Below are 20,163 nucleotides of genomic sequence, written 5' to 3' on the forward strand. Positions count from 1 at the left end.
GGGAATCTTAAGAATGGTGACACTTTGGCTCGAATCCGGCATGTTCACTACCTGCGGTGTCTTCTATAATCCAAAGTGTAAGAACAATGTAAACGCACTCAATACAAGCGAATGGGGGATAACAATGAATTTTACAAGAAAGCTTGTACCGCTTATGGCATCAGCAGCATTAATGGCAACAGCCCTGGCAGGCTGCTCCGGTAACAACAATTCTGCAGCAGGCAGCACAGCCTCACCGGATGGAAGCGCACAGACAGAGACTGGCGGCAAGCCGGCCAGCATCAAAGCGATGACGATCCTCTTCGGCAATCCGCCGGAGATGGGCAGCAATAAAGCGCTGGAGGATCTGGAGAAACGCGGCAACGTTGATCTGGATGTGACCTTCGTACCCTCCGAGGCCTATACCGATAAGCTCTCCGTAGCCGTGTCGGCAGGTGATTCCTATGATCTGCTGCTCATGGACGGCGGAAAGGATGACAAATTCAATAACCTGGTGAAGATGGGCGCGTTCCATGATCTGACGCCTTATCTGGAGAAGACGGAGAATATCAGCCAGATCGATGATGTTGTCTGGGATGGAATCAGAATTGACGGCAAGGTATACGGAGTTCCCCGGCCGCGCGGCCTGTACGGCGGAGGGGAAGCCAATATCCTGATCCGTAAGGACTGGCTGGACAAATACAATCTGGCTGTGCCAAAGACGATGGATGAGCTGACGAATGCACTTGCTGTATTCAAGGAGAAGGATCCGGCGGGCGGAGGCAAAACCATTCCGTTTACGATCTATGGTTCAGACGGAGTCAACAGTCCCGGACCGTTCTCAGGTGTGCTTCCGATTCAGTTTGCCTTCGGCATTCCTAATGTGTGGAAGCTGGACGGCGGGAATGCTGTGCGCGATTTCCAGACTCCCGAATACAAGGCATTCCTGGAGTGGCTGAGAGATTCCTGGAGCAAAGGCCTGATTGACAAGGATGCGCCGGTGCTCAAGAATCAGGGCCAGGCACGGAGCAAGTTCCTGGCAGGCACAGCTGGTGCTTTTGTGGGGAATGTCAGCGATCTGGGAGAGGCCAATGTGGAGAAGCTGAAGCAGACAGATCCGGATGCTGAAATTGCCATTGTCGACGTTCTCGAAGGGGCAGACGGACACAAAGGTGCTGCTGTACTCGGCGGATACTACGGGCTGTGGGTCATTCCAAGCTCCGTACCGGAAGACAAGGTTCAGCAGATTGTTGATTTCCTTGATTTCACCGCCTCCGAGGAGAATATAGCATTCTCCAAAGCGGGAGTTACCGGCATTCACTCCAGTGACTTCAAAGATGGTGTTGCTGTGCAGACTGAAGAGCAGAAGAAGCAATACGACCTGGATAAGCCGAGCCAATTCGTGCTGGAGAACCGGGTAGATCCATATGTATACGCCAGCTCCAAGGAGCCGGAGATTCTGGCGCAGCAAAAGGCGACGCTGGATATTATCAGCAAGATCGGTGTTGAGAATCCGTTCCTCAGCTACAACTCACAGTTCGCCAGCAAGAATCCGGACAGCTACAAAAAAATGAGCGCCGTGATGACGAAATATGTGCTGGGTGAAGGCACCTGGGAAGATGTGCAGAAGGAGATTGATACCTGGACTAATGGTGCAGGTATGCAGATAGCCAAGGAATTGCTGGATCAATATAATGCAGCGCACTAAATAAGACACCCATAAATATACACAGAGGCAAAGGAGGGGGCTTCCCCTTTCTTTTGCCCATGGATAAGGAGGTTTAGCCTGTGCAGAGAACTTTGCGTCCTAAACGGTTTAATCAATTATGGCCTTTCTATTTACTGGCGGCACCGGGCATTCTCTATTTTCTGGTTTTTCATTATATCCCGATGTCGGGACTTATTCTAGCCTTCAAGGAGTACAGCCCGTTCAAAGGCATTATGGACAGCCCGTGGGTGGGGCTGGATAATTTCAGACAGTTTTTCGGAACCTCCGATTTCTATATTTTGCTGAAAAATACACTGCTGATCAGCCTGCTGAACCTGATCATTTATTTTCCGTTTACGATACTCCTGTCGTTACTCCTGAATGAAGTGCGGCTCAAAGTGTTCAAACGGGTGTCGCAGACGATCGTCTATCTGCCTCATTTCCTGTCCTGGGTCGTCATTTACGGGATTACGATTTCGTTCTTCGGGCCTTCAGGCGTTATTAATCATTATCTCAGCCAGTGGTTTGACGGCAATGCCAATTTCCTGGTGAGCAATGAATGGTTCCGGCCGCTGGTCATCTTCCAGTCCATCTGGAAGGATGCAGGCTGGGGGACAATTATCTTCCTGGCGGCACTGGCAGGAATCAACCCGGAGCAGTACGAAGCGGCCAAAGTGGATGGAGCGAGCCGGCTGCAGAGCATCTGGCATATTACCCTCCCCGGCATCAAGAGCACGATTGTTATACTGCTGCTGCTCCGTCTGGGCTCCTCTATGGACTCCAACTTTATGCAGATCTTCCTGATGACCAACAGCCTCAACCTGGATGTCTCCAATGTGTTCGATCTGTTCGTCTACCATATCGGTCTGGAGCAATTCAATTACAGCTTCGCGATTACCGTAGGCATGTTCAAATCCGTTGCCAGTCTGATCCTTGTAGTCGGGGCCAATTATGCGGCAAAGCTGCTTGGCGAAGAAGGCATATTCTAGAACAAGAACAGGAGTGGAGACGTTATGAAGCTCAAGGCAACATGGTTTGACACCATTATTGTAGTTATTATCTGCTTAATCAGTCTGCTGGTTATTCTGCCTTTTCTATACATTATCGCGGTATCCTTCAGTCCGCCCGGAGATTCAATGGCCGGGAATTTCTTCATCTGGCCCAAGCACTGGACGCTGGATGCTTACAGCTATCTGCTGAATGCGAATACGTTCCTGACCTCGGTCAAGAACTCCGTGATTATCACGGTAATGGGTACGCTGCTTAGCCTGTTTGTATCGATTACCCTGGCCTATGCCTTATCCAAGAAGTTTCTGCCCGGCCGCCGCATCATGCTGCTGATTATTTTCTTCACCATGATCTTTCACGGCGGTATGATTCCCAGTTATCTGGTGGTCAAAAATCTGGGTCTGATCGATTCCTACTGGGCAGTGGTGCTTCCGGCGGCTTCCAGTGCTTTTAATATCATGGTCATCCGCTCGTTCTTCCAGAGCCTGCCGGAAAGTCTGGATGAAGCGGCAAGAATTGACGGGGCAGGAGAGTTCAGAATTCTGTATTCGGTCGTGCTCCCGCTGTCCAAGCCGATCATCGCCACGTTTACGCTGTTCTTCATGGTGCAGTTCTGGAATGAGTTCTTCTCTGCGGTCATCTATCTGAATGATACATCACGCTGGCCGATTCAACCGCTCCTGCGGCAGATGGTGGCGATCAGCGCCTCCAATATTTCGGCAGAGGCTGCAGTTGACGCACAGCTTGCGGCCAACCTTGGACCCAATGTCCAGAATGCGGCGATATTGCTCGCTATGCTGCCTATTGTAATCGTGTATCCGTTCCTGCAGAAGTATTTTGCCAAGGGAGCCATGCTGGGTTCGATCAAGGAATAGACGCGGATGAGATCCGTTAAACCAATAAAGGTGAGGGTTCAAATGACGATTGGATATAAAGACTTGCGCCATAATCCTATATATACAAAGCCGCAGCTGTCGGATGAAGAATTCCTCGGCACCATGCTGGACTTGAGCAGACCTGAGCTTGCCGGTGTGGCCGCACAGCTGAAGACAGGTGATGTCCCGGCTGCACGGAATGCCTATCTGGAGGTCATTGCAGCAGGTAACAACGGGAGATATTACTTTGAAGTGAAGGATGTTCCCAAGCTTCAGGCGTATGCCGCAAGCTACTACGGCCATGAGGAGGAAGCGCAGCAGACAATCGCTGAGGCAGACCGGATCGTGGAAGGGGATATCCCGCTATTTAAAGGGAAAAGAGTGGTCTTTCCGCGTGGAACCTATGACTGGAACAGCTGGCTGTATGACAGCTCACAGTATCAGCTGCATCTGACCCGGTTCGTATATGTGAAGCATCTGTCCAGAGCTTATGCGCTGACCGGTGATGAGAAATACGCCAAATGCTTCAATGACATGATCAGCGACTTCATCGATGATAATAGGATGCCTGTCGATGATACGTTCCGTTCCGAGCATTCGACCTGGGACCCGCTGTCTGTCGGGGTGCGGCTGTTTATGCTGCCGGAAGCCTTCATTATCTTCTTCAGCTCACCTGCGTTTGAACCTGCGGTTAAGCTGAAGCTGATCAAGTCCTTCCAGGAGCACGGGCAGTATGTGCGCAAATATCATGCCAGCGGCGGCAACCATGTCTGCATGCAGCTGCGGGGGCTGATCCAGACGGCGCTGCTCCTGCCGGAGCTGAAGGATTCCGCAGAATGGCTGGAGTACGGGCTGCGTGAGCTGCCGGGATATATCCGCCAGAACGTATATGCGGATGGGGTACAGTTCGAAGGCAGTCCGAATTATCATCTGATCGTGATGCGCGATCTGTATGAACTGGTGGCACTGTTCCATAAGCTTGGAATTGACGCCGGGGAGTATCGCGACACCTTGGAGAAAATGTTCACCGTGACGATGCATCTGCTGGCCCCCGACGGACAGCTGGTCAAATTCGGCGATACGGATGTGCAGGTGGTCAGTGAGCTGCGCAATGTCATGAGTCTGGGCGCTTATCTGTATCAGCGCGGCGATTTCAAAGCGCTGGGGCATGAGCGGCTGCCGTTCTCGCTGCTCTGGAGAATAGGGCCGGAAGCGGTGCAGCAATATGAGCAGCTGAAGGCGAAGCAGCCTGCCGAAACGGCAGCCTGCTTCCCGATTGGAGGTTACATTACCTCCAGACAGGGCTGGAGCAGGGAAGACATGTACATGGCGATGCGTGCAGGGATTGGAGTCGGCGGACATGCCCATTCGGATGCGCTGAGCCTGGTGCTCTACGCCGGAGGGCGCGAGCTGCTGGCGGATTCAGGCATGGGATTATTCGAGTGGAACAAGGAGCGTAAATATACGGTATCCACCCGGGCCCATAATACCGTAGTGGTGGATGGCCAGGACCAGCATGTCCGCAGCTTTCACTGGAATACGCCGACTACGGCAGCCTGCAGAATCTGGGACGTCCAGTCCAGTGCAGCCTATGACTACAGCTTCGCGAGCCATTACGGCTATACCCGTTACGATGATCCGGTCATCCATTCCCGCAAGGTGCTGTTCATCAAGAACAGCTACTGGCTGATTGTGGATCTGTTTGAAGCGGAGGAACAGCACCGTTATGAGCAGTACTTTCATCTGCCTACAGGCGGAGCGGGATATGACTGCCGCAGCGGGGAAGTGTCCACTCAACTGAAGGGGGCTAATCTGCTGCTGCTGCATCTGCCATCCGGCCACGCTGAGGACCAGCTGGTGCTTGAGCAGGGCCTGATCTTCAAGCAGGGGGAGTATGCTGAGAGTCCGGTGGTGAAGCGTTCGCTAACTGTGACGGGGAGGACGGCAATCGTAACGCTTGCCGTTCCGTTCGGAACGGAGAAACCTAAGGTGACCATTGAGCCCCTGCCTGCACGGATGAACGGGAAAGAGCTATCTGCTGAAGAGGCAACGGCCCTGCGTATTATAATGGGAGATCGAGTGGATGAAATCTGCTTATACCATAATAGTGTAGAGGTAGCGGGCTACCTCGATCACACCGGCAATATCATTGCCGAAGCGCTGCTGCCCCGCAAGGAAGAGCCGGCAGGCTTGGAGTTTGCCGGGGGGAGCTATAGCCGGGATGTTATTGTGATCACGGAATCCAAATCATAGCGGTTTGAAAAGAACAACGTCCATCCTGTACCGGGGTGGGCGTTGTTTTAGTTGTAAATATAAGAATTTACGGTTAAGTGCTCCTTCGAAAGGGAGAGCTTAAAGGAGTGGGAGGGTTGAGAGAAGGAAGGGCGCAATACCTTCACAGTGGCTACAATGTATTCGAAATTTCGCATATATTGGGTCTGGTTACCATCAAAGTAGCTCAATGTATTCGGTTTTTCGCATACATTGGGTCTGGTTACCTTCACAGTAGCTCATTGTATTCGGTTTTTCGCATACAATTGGTCTGGTTACCTTCACAGTAGCTCAATGTATTCGGTTTTTCGCATACATTGGGTCTGGATACCTTCACAGTAGCTCATTGCTCCACAGCCCCCTAATGAAGTTGGAGTCCTCCCCCATAAAAATGTAGACTGAATACAGGAGGAGGATGAACACAATGGGACACTTAACGGGAACAAGAGAGAAGGCAGCGCAAGAGGTGTTGTCTGGCATTAAGGCAGCGGTGGTTGCCCGAAAATATGGGGTGACCCCAGCGACGGTGAATCAGTGGGTGAGAGATTACCGAGGGGCCCATGGGGAACAAGATCATCCGTATCCCCAGGAGCAGGTGGAGGAACTAAAGCGCCTCCTGGAAGTGGAGCAGAAATACGAGAAGGCCGTCAAGATACTCGGCGAAAAGGAGTTAGAGATTGAGATTCTGCGTGAACTGCTAAAAAAGCCAACCCCTGCTTATCCGAAAAAATCGAGGTAGCCGACATGTTCATTAAGCAGGGGAATACCGCAGCTTTGGTACTGCGTCTCATGGGGCTAGCAGAGTCCACGTACTACGACCGTAAGAAACGCAGGTCACTGTCCCCAAAGGCCGATCAAGGGGGGCGTGGAAGACCCCAGCCAGGCTACTCCTTTAACGAGTCTGGGGAAAAGATTAGTGACGAGGAGATCCAGGAATGGCTGCTGGAATTAATCGCTGGAGAAGAGCACGTGTACGGGTACAAACTCCTGGCCAAGTGCTTGTGGAACCAGCACCGATTGAAGCTCAATCACAAGAAAAGCTACCGGCTGTGTCAGGAGCTGGATATCCTGCAGCCCCAGCGTCAGAAGCGCTTTAAGCATCCCCGGAAGCTGCCGGAGAACCGAGTCATTACAGGAGCGAGCCAGCTCTGGCAGATGGACATTAAATACGGGTATGTGGAGGGACGTGACCGGCATTTCTTTGTCCTGAGCATTATCGATGTGTTTACCCGTGTCATCGTCGGCTACCACCGGGGATCGTCGTGTGAGGCCAAGCACGCCTGCCAGACGCTGGCGCGCGCCATGGAGCATCACTGCGCCCCTGACAGCGCTCGCCCTGTGATCCGCACCGACAACGGCCCACAGTTCATCAGCCACCTGTTTGGCGACATGTGTGAAAGCTGGGAAATGACCCATGAACGTATTCCGCCTCGAACGCCGGATTTAAATGCTTTTATTGAATCATTCCACAGTAATATCGATCGGGATTTGTTCCGCAAAGAGGCATTCGAAACGTTCGAAGAGGCCTATGAAGCGGTGGACCGGTACATGGACTTTTACAACAATCGCAGAATGCATACGAGCCTTCGTAACCTGCCGCCAGCTACCTTTGCAGAGTGGGTGCTGACCCTAGAAGACCGCTCCCGCTTCTTCTGGCCGAGAGAAAAAGCGAAATAAAGAGCATATCTACAACAAGTACTGATTTTATACGGAGGACTCCGGGATAAGGGGGTCGCACCGATTGTATTCGGTTTTTCGCATACATTGGGTCTGGTTACCTTCACAGTAGTTCATTGTATTCGATATTTCGAATACAATTGGTCTGGACGAGCCAATCAAGAGCATAAAAGCTCTTGATTCCGCCCGAAGTAGGCGAATTCCGCCCGAAGTGGGCTGGACAAGTACCTGGTCGCCTGCTGGAGAGAACGCAAGTGTGCATAAGCCTTTAAGCCCGGCACAACGTTTCCCTTTCGATAAATAACGGCACTACGGTCGGCTAGGATCAAGAATTGAAAATGTTTGCGCCGAATCCCCTTGTTGCAATCGTTATCATGTTATAATTTTAGATATAATTTGAATGATAATGGAGGGACTCATGAGGAACTCTTTGGAACTGCTTGAGGATGTCGTGGATACACAGGCGCTGCAGATCATTCAGGACGATCTTGCTGCGGTGACGGATATGGCTGTGCTTACGGTTGATGCTGGCGGCAAGCCGGTGACCCGGCACAGCAAATGCACGGACTTTTGCAGAGCGATGAGATCGGCCACCCAGTCCTCCCGGTTATGTGAGAGCTGTGATTACCGCGGGGGATATGCCGCACAGAGTATGCAGCGTCCCTATGTCTATAAATGCCATATGGGGATTGTGGATATGGCGGTACCGCTGGTAGTCGGCAGCAAGTACCTTGGCTCCATTATGCTGGGGCAGATCTCTATTCCCGCACAGGATACCGGTAAGAAGCTTGATATACTGAGCGCAACCAGCCGTCCATATCAAAGGGAGCATGACAGCATGCTGGAGGAATATTACCGGAGCCTTCCGGTGATGTCTTATGAACGGATCGAATCCGTAGCCCGTCTGGTCACCCACATGAGCCATTATATAACCGGCAGAGTTAGCGCCAGGAATCGGACTTATGTATTCGGCACTTCTGCAGCTGCTGCGGATGTGAAGCTTACAGAAGAAGCAGCGCAAGTACATGAGATTCCCCGGCAGCAGGTACAGGAGGAGGCGGGCCAGCCGACTGACAGGAAGCAAGCTGCGGGCACAATAGGCGGGAGCCTCAGGCTGAAGCCGGCGCTGGAGCATATGCATGGGCATTTCCGGGAGCGGCTGAGACTGGCGGACATGGCCCAGTTATGCTGGATCAGCGCGGACTATTTCAGCAGACTGTTCCGGCAGGAGACGGGCAGCACCTTTTCTTCCTATATAAATAGCCTTAGGCTGGAGGAAGCGAAACGTAGTCTGGCGGAGGGAGAAGAATCTGTAGTGAGCATCGCGTATTCGCTGGGTTTTGAGGATAGCGGGTATTTCATCCGGACCTTCAAAAAAGCTACAGGCGAAACACCGGCGGTCTACCGCCTGAAGAACCGTGCATAATCCGCGCTGCGCTGGGAGTTTATAGGATGAAATGACGGAATAGTTCTATACAGGATCGTGCAATGCCAAACAGCGGCAAAGCGCTTATACTGAATAGGAAGCGTTTACAAATCCTGCCTAAGGAGTGCTGTGAAATGAGAAAAATACTAACCTCTCCCTCTAAATATGTTCAGGGCAAAGATGAACTGTACAACATCGGGGACTATGTAACGATCTATGGACGGAAAGCGCTGCTGGTGGCGCATAAGGATGATCAGGCCCGGGTTCAGGATTACCTGGACAAAGCGGTTGCCAAAGGAGGGTTCGAATTCGTAACCGGCGGGTTCGGCGGGGAATGTACACTTAAGGAGATCGGCCGGCTGGAGCAGTTCGCGGCAGCAGAAGGCTGTGATGTCATTGTCGGCCTTGGCGGCGGCAAAGCGCTGGATACAGCCAAAGCCATCGCCAACCGCGCGAGAATTGCGATTATTGTCGTGCCGACGATTGCGGCGACCGACGCGCCGTGCAGCGGCTCTTCCGTTATTTATTCGGAGCATGGCGAATTCGAATCCTATCTGTATGCGCGGCAGAATCCCAATGTGGTGCTGGTGGATACCGGAATCATTGCCAATGCACCAACGCGTTTTCTGGTGGCCGGGATGGGGGATGCGCTGTCGACCTTTTTTGAGGCGAGATCCTGTGTCAGAGGTTTCACCTATAACAATTCCGGGGCCGTAAGCACGAAGGCAGCGATGGAGCTGGCCCGGCTCTGCTACGAAACACTGCTGGAGGACGGACTGAAGGCCAAAGCGGCCAATGACAGCAAGGTGGTTACGCAGGCGCTGGAGAATATTATCGAGACGAATATCCTGCTCAGCGGGCTTGGATTCGAGAGCGGGGGACTGGCCGCAGCGCATGCCGTGCATAACGGGCTGACCATTCTGGAGGAGACTCATCATTATTATCACGGGGAAAAGGTGGCTTTCGGCACGCTGGTGCACATGGTGCTGGAGAATGCGCCGCAGGAAGAACTGGACACGGTGCTTGGCTTCTGCAAATCGCTCGGATTACCTACCTGCCTGAAGGACCTGGGTGTTACAGATATCAGTGAAGCCCGGCTGATGCCGGTGGCCGAAAGAGCCTGTGCCGAAGGGGAGTCCATTCATAATATGCCGTTCCCGGTTACGAAGTATGATGTATATGCGGCCATTCTGGCTGCGGACCGGCTGGGCGGAAGCGGAGGCGAAGCCAGATGAAGAAGATCATTAACGCCCCTGAAGATGTAGTCGTGCAGATGATCGAGGGCATGGTGCTTGCCCATCCGGAGCTGCTGGAGTGGAACCGGAAATACAAGATTATTACGCGTAAAGAGCTGAACCCGGACAAAGTCACCCTGATCAGCGGCGGAGGCAGCGGACATGAGCCTGCGCATGGCGGATACGTAGGTAAGGGAATGCTGGATGCGGCGGTATGCGGTGATGTGTTTGCATCTCCGTCGACGATTCAGGTCTACAATGCGATTACGAAGACGGCTTCCTCCCAAGGAACGCTGCTGATTATCAAGAACTATTCCGGCGACTGTATGAATTTCGATGCGGCGGCGGAGATGGCGTTCGAAGATGATGATATCACCGTGGAAAAAGTGTATGTGAACGATGATGTGTCCGTAGCGGACGATGCATCGACGGCAGGCAGAAGAGGCGTGGCCGGAACGGTGTTTGTGCATAAGATCGCCGGAGCGGCTGCAGAACGGGGAGATACACTTCCGGAGGTCAAGGCCATCGCGGAGAAAACAGTGCGCAATGTCCGGTCGATCGGCTTCGCGCTGACTCCCTGTACCGTGCCGGCCAAAGGCTCACCAACCTTCGCGCTTGGAGAGGATGAGATCGAATTCGGTGTAGGCATTCACGGCGAACCGGGTATTGCCCGGGAAAAGCTCGTTCCGGCAGATGAACTGGCCGCGAAGGCACTGCAGGCGCTGCTCGCCGATATGCCGGTTAACCCGGAGGAAGAGGTCGCTCTGATGATTAACGGCTTCGGGGCAACACCGCTGCAGGAGCTCTACATCCTGAACCGTTCCGTCAGCCTGCTGCTGGAGGAAGCCAAGATCAGGGTATACCGGACCTTTGTCGGTAATTATATGAGTGCGATTGATATGGCGGGAGCATCGGTCACCCTGCTGAAGCTGGATGATGAGCTGAAGCAGGCACTCGACTATAGCGCGGAGACGGCAGCTTATAGATGTTAGGAGGCGGAAGCAATGGAGAAGCTGCTTACAGCTGATATAGTAGTGATGATAGACGAGATGGCGAAGCTTATCATTGAGAAGGAAGTCGAATTCTGTGAACTGGATTCCTTCGCCGGAGACGGGGACTTCGGCATGTCGCTGGCCAAGGGCTTCCGGCAGCTGAAACTGGAATGGGAGGAGCTGCCGCAGGAAGATATCGGTGAATTCCTCAAAGCCTGCGGAATGGTGATCATTGAGCACTGCGGAGGCGCTTCGGGTCCGATCTGGGGCTCGGCCTTCCGCAGCGCGGCGAAATACGCCAAGGGCAAGACCGATTTAAGCGGACTTGAGCTGGCGGAGCTGCTGGAGAACGCGGTAGAGGGCATCCAGAAGCGGGGCGGGGCCAAGCTTGGCGACAAGACGCTGCTCGATGCACTGATTCCTGCTGCTGAAGCTCAGCGGAAGAGTGCGGAGAGTGGCGACGCCCTGCTGATCAGCATGCGCAAGGGCGCAGAAGCGGCGGTGCAGGGAGCCGAGCACACCAAAGACATTATCGCTTCCAAAGGCAGGGCAAGCTATGTGGGCGAGCGGAGCCTCAGCCACCCCGATGCCGGAGCTACAGCGATAGGTATTCTGTTCACCGGGATTGTAGACCGGATGCAGCAGTAAGGATTGAAGACCCCGATTGAAATACAGATGCAGCGAAAAGGGACGTCCCGGTGGTATATCTCCGCCGGGCGTCCCTTTGCTGTTCCGCTAGTTCAAGTCTCGTATATAATATTCCCTGTTTCGGTAAGGTCATAGCTGTGAATGGACTTCAGCTCGTTCTGGAAGGCGGATGAACGCAGAATATCAAGAACCGTGCTGATCCATTGTTCATTCTCGGGCTTCTTGACCATGACCAGATCGTAGCGTTCCGTGGTGAGCGGAATGAAGTCAATGCCGTCAATAATCTTGGCGGCCTTCTCGGTGCCGATGCCCACATCGGCGCTGCCCCGCGCCACCATGCCGGCTATAGCCAGATGGCTGTTCTCTTCGGTTCCGTAGCCCTCCAGCGATGCGGATGGAATTCCGAGCAGGCGGAGCTGCTCATCCAGCAGCACCCGGGCCCCGGAGCCGCGTTCACGGTTGATCAGGGTCAGCCCGCTCTGCCGGAGATCACTCCAGCCGCGGATGCCTTTGGGGTTGCCCTTCCGCACATAGAACCCGGCACTGCGCGATAGCAGATGCACTACGATATAAGAGAAGCCTACGAGCAGCTTGCGGATATAAGGCAGATTATATTCGCCGGTATCCCCATCCAGGAGATGGGTGCTGACAATATCCGATTCCCCGTGATACATGGCAATCAGGCTGTCCAGACTGCCGGCATACGAACGGAGCGGGCGGGTGGACGGCAGCGTACGCTCCAGATAGGTCGCCAGAATATCAAGCGACATATCCTGGCCGGTAATGACCACATTCATACTGGTGCTTTTGCCGGTATGGGGGGGCGGAGGGGCAAAGGCCTGATACGGAGCCGCGAAGGAAGCGGGCGTCTGCAGCGGCTGTATTTCCTGTAATCCGCTTCCGCCGGGGAGCGGATGCCCATAAGCCCCGCTGCTGCGGGAATTCTGCTTGTATGCCTCCAGATCAGAGAGGTCAACACGCATCTGTTTGCCGACACGGTAGGAGGGCAACTCTCCTTTTTTGATCAGATCATAGACTTTAAGTTTGGATATTTTGAGTAACCGGGCGATTTCCTCGGTGGTATAGGAAGTATTCTCAGACATGAATTAAACCCTCCCAGGGATGCACTGCGGCAGAAGTCACAGGTAGCCATATAATGCTTATAATGCTCAAGACTACCTTATTTTGTGGACCTGCGCAATCTAAGAAACCCCCGGACCGCAAGCGGAGAGCGGTAGACGGAGCTTCAATAAGTCCCGTGCCGCTCTGTCTTCGCCTGCTGCGCATCGGATAACGTGATCAGCTCGGAGACAGTGACGAACCGGAACCCTTGCTTCTCAAGCTCGGGGAGGATAATCTTCAGCGCTTCCTTCGTTTGCGATTGCCCATGGACATGGTCATGGAACAGAACGATATCCCCATTCCGGGCATTGCGGATCACTCTGCTGGAGATGCTCCAGACTCCCGGGCGGTTCCAGTCGCGGGTATCCTGATGCCAGGACCAGAGCACCGGCTTCAGGCCCATGCTGTTGGACACATCAATCATCGTGTCGTCGTACATTCCGCCCGGCGGTCTGAACAGGCTGCTGTGTTTGCCGGATACTTTGACAATCTCCTTCTCCGTCAGCTCCAGCTCCTCCTGAATCTGCTGCCCGGAGACCGGTTTTTTGAAATAAACGTGATTATAGGTATGGTTCGCAAGCTCATGGCCTTCATTAATGACGCGTCTGGCGACCTCGGGATAAGCGGCGATCCGTTTGCCAATTGCAAAAAAAGTGCATTTCGCATTGTATTCATGCAGTACCTCCAGAATGCCATCCGTCTCGAAGGGGTCCGGGCCGTCGTCGAAGGTGAGTGCAATAACCTTTTGGCTGGTCTGCACCTCCCAGATCATGTCGCCCCGTTCCTCATAATAATAGCGGTTCTTGGCCCTGTTCGGGCTGCCAAGGGCAATGTCTGCAGAGCCGTGCATAAGCGCGAGCGCTGCAAGGGCCGCGGCAGTGATTCGGATTCCTCTTTTCATGCGTCTCAAGTTTCACTCCACACCCTGTGTTTTTATAAGCCGTTCCTGCGCTGCTTGAGCCTTAGAATGCTCCATTTGCCCCGGGAAATATGCATTTTATATAGAGCGAACTGGAAGGTTAATGATAAAGATGAAAGTAACATCTGAACCGGAAACTTATCTGGTCGCATTTTAGAGTGAAAGTTCTGCCGGAAATGACTTATAATGAGATACTAAATACAGAACAATGGAATAGGGGCAGCGGAGATGACACTAATTGAGAAAAGAGAGCATAGGCAATATCCGGAAATTACCCGGCTGGAAACATCCAGAGCCGCATATGAACGCGATTATTCGCGTCTGATCCATTCGCCGACCTTTCGACGGCTGCAAGGCAAATCACAGGTATTCGGTGCAGGCACCGGAGATTATTACCGCACACGGCTGACCCACTCGCTGGAGGTGGCGCAGATTGCCCGCGAAGCGGCCAAGAGTCTGCTGCGTTCTTATCCTGAGGTAGAGACGGGGGCAGCTGAGAATCCGGGATTGGTCATCGATCCGGAGGTCGTGGAATGTGCGGCCATTGCGCATGATTTCGGCCATCCGCCGTTTGGGCATAAGGGGGAAGAGGTGCTGGACAGCCTGCTGGAAGGGCTTATTGCCAAGAAAACAGCGGAGGCTGCCGCGAAGTCCGGGGCCGGTCCGGTACAGAAGCAGACGATCCATGAGAGCATGAAGCGTAAATATGAACATTTTGAAGGCAATGCCCATAACTTCCGCCTGATCATGTTTCTGGAGAAACGGGAGAATATCGATGGACTGAACCTCTCGGATGCGGTGCTGCTGGGCATTAACAAATATCCGTTTCCCGGTACTGTGCTGAAGAAGGGCATGTACCTGCATGAATGGGAATACATCAACGAGATCCGCACCCAGTGGGGGGTTCCGGCAGGCAAGAAGACACTGGAAGCACAGCTTATGGACTTATGCGATGACATAGCCTATTCGGCCCATGACCTCGAAGACGGCATCAAGGCCGGCAAGATAGAGGTACACGAGCATTTCATGCACGACGAATACATTCAGCGGCTGATTGTTGAGAAGATCACGACGCTGGAGGATGCCTTCTGGTCAGGCTGGCAGGCCGAGGCGATCAGCGCCAAGGTGGAGGAAGTGCTTAGCTCATTCCTTCGGGTATGGATGGAGAAAATGCCAACCTGTGAGAATGACTACTCCCGCACGCGCCGTGAAGTTAAAGCTTATTGGGTCAGTACTTTCGTCGCCAGTCTCGGCGTCATCGAGGACGGGGACTGGAAGAAGGTTACATTCATCAAGGAAGGCCAGGAGGATGAGGATATGCTGCGGACGGTCAGTGTGCTCAAAAGCTTCGCCTGGGTAACGATGATCCGCGATTTGCGTGTGCAGCGCCTGCAGAAACGGAGTGAATGGATCCTCCGGCGGCTGTGGGAGGCCTTCCTGGATCCCGAGACCTCGCGGAGTATTATTCCGAGCGACTGGCTGCAGCGGTATGAGAAGGATCAGAGGTCGGCCAGGCCCATCTGGACCTGGGAGCATATGGTGACAGATTATATCGCCGGGATGACCGATGCGTTTGCCGAGAAAATCTACAATGAGCTGTATGGACTAAAGGTAGGCTCGATTTACGATCTGGATTAGGCATAGCTCTGCGCCAATAGTACCTGTCAGCCGGTTTGGCTGGCGGGTACTTTTTTTATAGTTCTGGATATACATATAAAATTTTTTGGGTGTTTTGCCGAAATAGTACTAGCAACCTATTTTTTTTTGTTCTTTTATGAAAATGGAATGTAATAGAATGGAATTCCGGTCATGTTTTCGGAAAATGTTTGAGGAGGCGCACGTAGATGGGCAAGGGTCAACAACTGAAAAGTGCAGTTAAAAAATGGGTGAGTGGAACTAAAAAAATGCGCCAGACCGCAGTAGCTAAAGGAAGTAAAAGTATTGGATTCAAGATTGCCTCCGGTTATGCGGCTTTGGCAGTACTGGTTCTGGTTACCGGCGGGGTCTCGCTCTATCAAATGAACGGTATGCAGAAGAACACAGGCAATATTATTGATCAGAGCATTCCCGCACTGGATAAAATCCACAATGTAAATTACCTGACAGAGCATGTTATGGCGATCAGCATGCAGCATATTCTGAGCACGGATAGCGCAGAGAAAAACACACTTGCGGAAGAGCGGGCTGAATTCATCCGCAAAGTGTCAGATACATTGAAGGAATACAAGCTCACCTTGCGGGGAGAGCAGGAGCTGGGGCAATTACAGTCGCTCGTCGGGAAATGGGGAGAGTTCCTGACCGTCAACAATCAGGCGATCCTGCTCAGCAGCTCGAATGACGAGGAATTAGCATTGGAGGTATCCCACAAGGGGATTGAGGCGTTTAATTCGATGCAGATTGATCTGGACGCGCTTGTTGCACACACTCAGGATGAAGCAGCGAGTGAGGGCAAAGTTTCCGAGAAGATTTTCCACACTTCCCTGACGTTGAGTATTGTAACTGTGCTGATTGTCCTGGTAGTCATCGGAATGATTAACATGGTGATCCGTAAGACCATGATCAATCCGCTTAAAAAGGTAACCGTACACCTGCAACGGATCTCCGGCGGTGATCTGACCGCAGAGGATACCCTGATCGGCAATATGGATGAAATCGGCCAGCTTGCCAAGACCGTTAACGAAACTAACCGTACCTTGCTGGAAATGGTGAACCGGATCAGAAATGTCTCCGAGGTGATTTCGGAACAGGGCGATGAGCTGATGCATACGATTTCCGATACCAAGGAGGGCAGCAGCCAGATTGCCTTGACCATGGAAGAGCTGGCCAAAGCCTCCGGAAGCCAGGCCGAAGCAGCGGTAGATGCTTCTAAGGCGGTGGAGGAGTTAAACGCTATAATTGAGAATTTTGCCGGCAGGGGAATTGACCTCTCGCTTCATTCGGAGCAGGTGCGGCAGAAGGGTGAAAAAGGCAAAGCGCTCATGGAAAGCTCGGTGGCGCAAATGAACCAGATTGCGGACGCTGTATCGCAGTCTATGGACACGGTGGAGGAGCTGAACCGCAAGAACGAGGGGATCTTCCGGCTTGTGGGCTCCATCCGCAGCATCTCCGAGCAGACGCATCTGCTGGCGATTAATGCGGCCATTGAAGCGGCGAGAGCCGGTGACAGCGGCCGGGGCTTCGCGGTAGTAGCACAGGAGGTGCGCAAGCTGTCGGAGGATGTGCAGCGGACCGTAGCGGAGATTACCGGAATTACACAGGGAATCCAGCATGACTCCAGAGCGATGGTTGAGCAGTTGCGCGGCGGCGTGGCGAAGACGGAAGAGGGCAGCCGGCAGATTGTCGAGACGGGCGAAGCCCTGGCCGATATCAACGGCTCGGTGGGGGTAATGGCGCTCACGGTGGAAGGAATGGCCAAGGATCTGGAGCAGATGACCGGAGCCAGTGAAACCATGAACGAGTTCAGCCAGCATATCTCGGCACTCGCCCAGCAATCTGCGGCCGGTGTAGAAGAGACTTCAGCTTCGGCTCACGAGCAGCTCAGCGCGACTACGGAAGTGGCCAACGGCATCGAGCATCTGAAGCTGCTGCTTACTGAGCTTAAGGAGTCGGTCACTCGGTTTCAAGTGTGAGGGGGGCTATATAGGCTGAAGCAGTGAAATTCTAATACTTAGGGATACGCCGTGACTGCAGAGAATGTTTGGACTTCCGGCCGCTGTTGTTCCCGGATTTCTTGATTTATACCGCTAGTAGCGGTGGAAATCCGTGAACAAAGGCGGACGCTAGCGCTCCTACAGTTCCAAACTTCTCTTCCGCCACTTCTCCCTAGTTGTAAATCTCAAGTTCAAACTATATAGTGATGTGGGAATATAAAAACAGCCTCTGCTTAGGTTAGCAGAGGCTGTTTTTTTTGTCTTGGGGATAAAGCAGGGGGAGCAAAGCTATATTGCTTTTCAGCTTGAACGGGTGATTTTTCAGATGGCCCCGGCTCCTAGCTCGAACTGCAGGCTCGAACTCCTTGGCTAATTGATGACGAAATTCGCGCTGCCTAAGTACTAACTAACTGTATTTTGTGCAACTAAAGCGATCGGTTATTGTGCTGCGAGGACTTTAATTGCATTCTCTGCAGTTAAAATCCCCCATACTCCGGGAAAAAAGACGTACTGCTATTTTAGTTGTACAGAATACAGTTAACCGGGCAAATCCGTTTTTTCGCCGTTATTTAACTGCAGGAAATACAATTAAAGTAATTGCAATGCACTCCGCACTAGCTAGTTCACAATAGACTTGTCCGCGCAGGAGTCTTGCCAGTGCAGGGTTCTACGGAGCAAGGTACTTTCCAGCACAATCTATAGTCTATATAGTTGAAATCCTGCACAAAATACAACATTTTCCTCAAAAGATCGACGTTAACGGAAAATTGTTGTACAAAAGGCATCATTTCGCCTCCATCCGGCAGATTAACGAGAGAATTGTTGTATTTCATACAACAATTCTCTAGAAAACCCTTTTATCTAACATCCAATGTTGTAATATGTACAACATTTAGCCGCAGGAGGCACCTTTAAACCCGCAAGTTACAAACAGGTCCGCATATCCCACAGCAACCCCGCCAGCCCAGGCGGCGGAGGCTTAATATTGGCGGCTGTAGTCGACCAGATTGAGTGAAGGCGTTCCGGACTCCAGATAGGCCTTCATGTTCTCAACGAAAATATCCACTACCCGGTCCGCGTAACGGTCGGTTACCCCGGCACAGTGAGGGGTCATGATGACCTGCTCCATCCCCCACAGAGGGTGATCCTCCGGCAGCGGCTCTTTCTCGAAGACATCGAGTCCGGCACCGGCAAGCTGTCCGCTGTGCAGCGCTGAGATTAGATCGTCCGTATTGGTAGTCGCTCCGCGGCCAATATTAATGTAATAAGCCCCCTGCTTGGCAGCGGAGAAGATGTCTGCATCGAATATTCCCTGCGTCTCGTCGGTGATCGGCAAAGTGTTGATAATAAAATCGGCGTCGCTCACGGAATCCTTCAGCTGTCCGGTCGTGAAGACCTCATCGAAGCCGTCAACCGGCCGGCCGGAACGGCTCACACCGATCGTCTTCATACGGAAAGCCTTGGCAATTCTGGCGGTTTCACTGCCGATGGAGCCAGTTCCGGCAATCACTGCCGTCTTGCCGGTCAATTCACTCTCTTGTCCATCCGAATGCCAGCGGCGGTTCTGCTGGTTGCGGATAGCGGTATGCATGTTCCGGGTGAACATCAGCATGAAGCTGAAGATAACGGCAGTAATCGGTTCGGCATGAACACCGCTGGCATTCGTCAGCAGAATCCCGCGTTCATGCATGGCTTCAAGCGGAAGTTTCTCCACACCGGCAGACCAGGCCTGGACCCAGCGCAGCGGTGAACCCTGGCGCAGAAGGGTATCACTGGCGCCTTTTCCCCAGCCGATGATAATTTCCGCACCGGAGAGCAGCTCAAGGTCCGGATTCCTGGAATCTCCGAGGGTAAGGGTATAATCTGGTGCAGCGGCGCGGATCAGCTCCTGCTGCCCATCTGATAAATGCTGCATACAAACGATGGATTTAGTCATGTTGGTTCCCTCCTATTCTACATTTCAGTAGAGAAATGGACGATAAGTATAGAATAAGCATAACAAATCTGCCTGGAAAGGTGAAATTAGAATGGAACATAAGGAGCCGGAGCAAGAATTTGAGCGTCTGTTTATCGCTATACCTTTGCCGGAAGCATTGCGCTATTATCTTAAAAATGAGTCTGCCCGCGTGTCTTCCGGACTTAAATTTGCCAGATGGACACATTTTGAAGATTTCCATATTACGCTGCAATTTCTTGGCGACACTCCGAAGGAGGATATCCCGGCCCTGTTCGCGGCGCTCCGGAAAGTTTCCTTGTCAAGCAAAGGCTTTCAGCTGAAGCTCGGAGAATGGGGCACATTCGGCCTCCCGGACTCGCCAAGAGTGCTCTGGACGGGGGTTTCCGGGGAGCTTGAGCCGCTCAGGGAGCTGCAGAAAAAGGTGGTTTCGGCGACACTTCCGTTAGGATTCACGGCGGAAACGCGAACGTATAATCCCCATTTGACAGTGGCCCGCAAATACCGTGAGGAGCAGCCGTTTACGCTGGAGCGGCTGGAAAATTTACGGGTAAAGGGACGTCCCGCAGGCAATTTACTTCCAGACTTAGGCTGGACGGTGGATGCTTTTGTGGTGTATGCTACCAGGATGCATGCCATTCCTATGTATGAAATGACCGAAAAATTTACATTTTTCTCAACATAAATCGACAAGAAAGT

General features: G+C 52.7%; 14 protein-coding genes and 1 pseudogene. 12 read left to right on the top strand and 3 right to left on the bottom strand.

The window, feature by feature from the left end; all coding sequences use genetic code 11:
- The first annotated feature begins 124 nt into the window (after positions 1-124).
- From NSU01_RS05590 to dhaK, 9 genes and pseudogenes are all read left to right on the top strand, one after another.
- Complete coding sequence (locus NSU01_RS05590; protein ID WP_042134002.1) at positions 125-1,687, top strand: extracellular solute-binding protein; 1,563 nt, start codon at positions 125-127, stop codon at positions 1,685-1,687.
- An 80-nt stretch (positions 1,688-1,767) separates the two neighbouring features.
- On the top strand, positions 1,768-2,676 hold the full coding sequence (locus tag NSU01_RS05595) for an ABC transporter permease subunit (RefSeq protein WP_042134003.1): 909 nt from the start codon (positions 1,768-1,770) through the stop codon (positions 2,674-2,676).
- Between the two features lie 24 nt (positions 2,677-2,700).
- The gene (locus tag NSU01_RS05600; protein ID WP_042134005.1) at positions 2,701-3,570 is read left to right on the top strand and encodes a carbohydrate ABC transporter permease; all 870 of its coding nucleotides are present in this window, start codon (positions 2,701-2,703) and stop codon (positions 3,568-3,570) included.
- A 42-nt stretch (positions 3,571-3,612) separates the two neighbouring features.
- The gene (locus tag NSU01_RS05605; RefSeq protein WP_076247442.1) at positions 3,613-5,823 is read left to right on the top strand and encodes an alginate lyase family protein; all 2,211 of its coding nucleotides are present in this window, start codon (positions 3,613-3,615) and stop codon (positions 5,821-5,823) included.
- Positions 5,824-6,265: 442 nt separating this feature from the next.
- Positions 6,266-6,580 carry a helix-turn-helix domain-containing protein gene (locus NSU01_RS05610; RefSeq protein ID WP_052421685.1) on the top strand — a complete coding sequence of 105 codons (315 nt, stop codon included), beginning with the start codon at positions 6,266-6,268 and terminating at the stop codon, positions 6,578-6,580.
- A gap of 5 nt (positions 6,581-6,585) precedes the next feature.
- On the top strand, positions 6,586-7,518 hold the full coding sequence (locus tag NSU01_RS05615; RefSeq protein ID WP_076248994.1) for an IS3 family transposase: 933 nt from the start codon (positions 6,586-6,588) through the stop codon (positions 7,516-7,518).
- Between the two features lie 418 nt (positions 7,519-7,936).
- Positions 7,937-8,944 (top strand): PocR ligand-binding domain-containing protein, encoded by a 1,008-nt coding sequence (locus NSU01_RS05620; protein WP_076242273.1) that lies wholly within the window; start codon positions 7,937-7,939, stop codon positions 8,942-8,944.
- A gap of 134 nt (positions 8,945-9,078) precedes the next feature.
- On the top strand, positions 9,079-10,179 hold the full coding sequence (locus NSU01_RS05625; protein WP_076242274.1) for a glycerol dehydrogenase: 1,101 nt from the start codon (positions 9,079-9,081) through the stop codon (positions 10,177-10,179).
- A pseudogene (gene dhaK / locus NSU01_RS05630) lies at positions 10,176-11,819 on the top strand (dihydroxyacetone kinase subunit DhaK). The gene NSU01_RS05625 and the pseudogene dhaK overlap by 4 nt, the downstream one beginning before the upstream one ends.
- Before the next feature lie 92 nt (positions 11,820-11,911).
- Here the strand turns inward: dhaK and NSU01_RS05635 are convergent.
- Together NSU01_RS05635 and NSU01_RS05640 are read right to left on the bottom strand one after the other, a co-directional pair.
- Positions 11,912-12,922, bottom strand: a complete 1,011-nt coding sequence (locus tag NSU01_RS05635) for a helix-turn-helix transcriptional regulator (RefSeq protein ID WP_042134017.1) — start codon at positions 12,920-12,922, stop codon at positions 11,912-11,914.
- A gap of 143 nt (positions 12,923-13,065) precedes the next feature.
- Positions 13,066-13,842, bottom strand: a complete 777-nt coding sequence (locus tag NSU01_RS05640; RefSeq protein WP_042134019.1) for a polysaccharide deacetylase family protein — start codon at positions 13,840-13,842, stop codon at positions 13,066-13,068.
- Between the two features lie 246 nt (positions 13,843-14,088).
- Here NSU01_RS05640 and dgt point away from each other — a divergent pair, with 246 nt between their 5' ends.
- Together dgt and NSU01_RS05650 are read left to right on the top strand one after the other, a co-directional pair.
- Positions 14,089-15,498, top strand: a complete 1,410-nt coding sequence (dgt, locus tag NSU01_RS05645) for a dGTP triphosphohydrolase (protein ID WP_042134021.1) — start codon at positions 14,089-14,091, stop codon at positions 15,496-15,498.
- Positions 15,499-15,704: 206 nt separating this feature from the next.
- Complete coding sequence (locus NSU01_RS05650) at positions 15,705-17,489, top strand: methyl-accepting chemotaxis protein (protein WP_076242277.1); 1,785 nt, start codon at positions 15,705-15,707, stop codon at positions 17,487-17,489.
- A 1,000-nt stretch (positions 17,490-18,489) separates the two neighbouring features.
- On the opposite strand, the gene NSU01_RS05655 is transcribed toward NSU01_RS05650, so the two are convergent.
- Positions 18,490-19,446: a D-2-hydroxyacid dehydrogenase gene (locus NSU01_RS05655; protein ID WP_042134025.1), complete on the bottom strand. Its 957-nt coding sequence runs from the start codon at positions 19,444-19,446 to the stop codon at positions 18,490-18,492.
- Between the two features lie 91 nt (positions 19,447-19,537).
- Here NSU01_RS05655 and thpR point away from each other — a divergent pair, with 91 nt between their 5' ends.
- Positions 19,538-20,149, top strand: coding sequence for an RNA 2',3'-cyclic phosphodiesterase (thpR, locus tag NSU01_RS05660; RefSeq protein WP_076242278.1), 612 nt, complete (start codon positions 19,538-19,540; stop codon positions 20,147-20,149).
- The last annotated feature ends 14 nt before the right edge of the window (positions 20,150-20,163 follow it).

This window comes from Paenibacillus sp. FSL H8-0259 (assembly GCF_037963255.1).
Lineage (GTDB): Bacteria > Bacillota > Bacilli > Paenibacillales > Paenibacillaceae > Paenibacillus_AQ > Paenibacillus_AQ phytohabitans.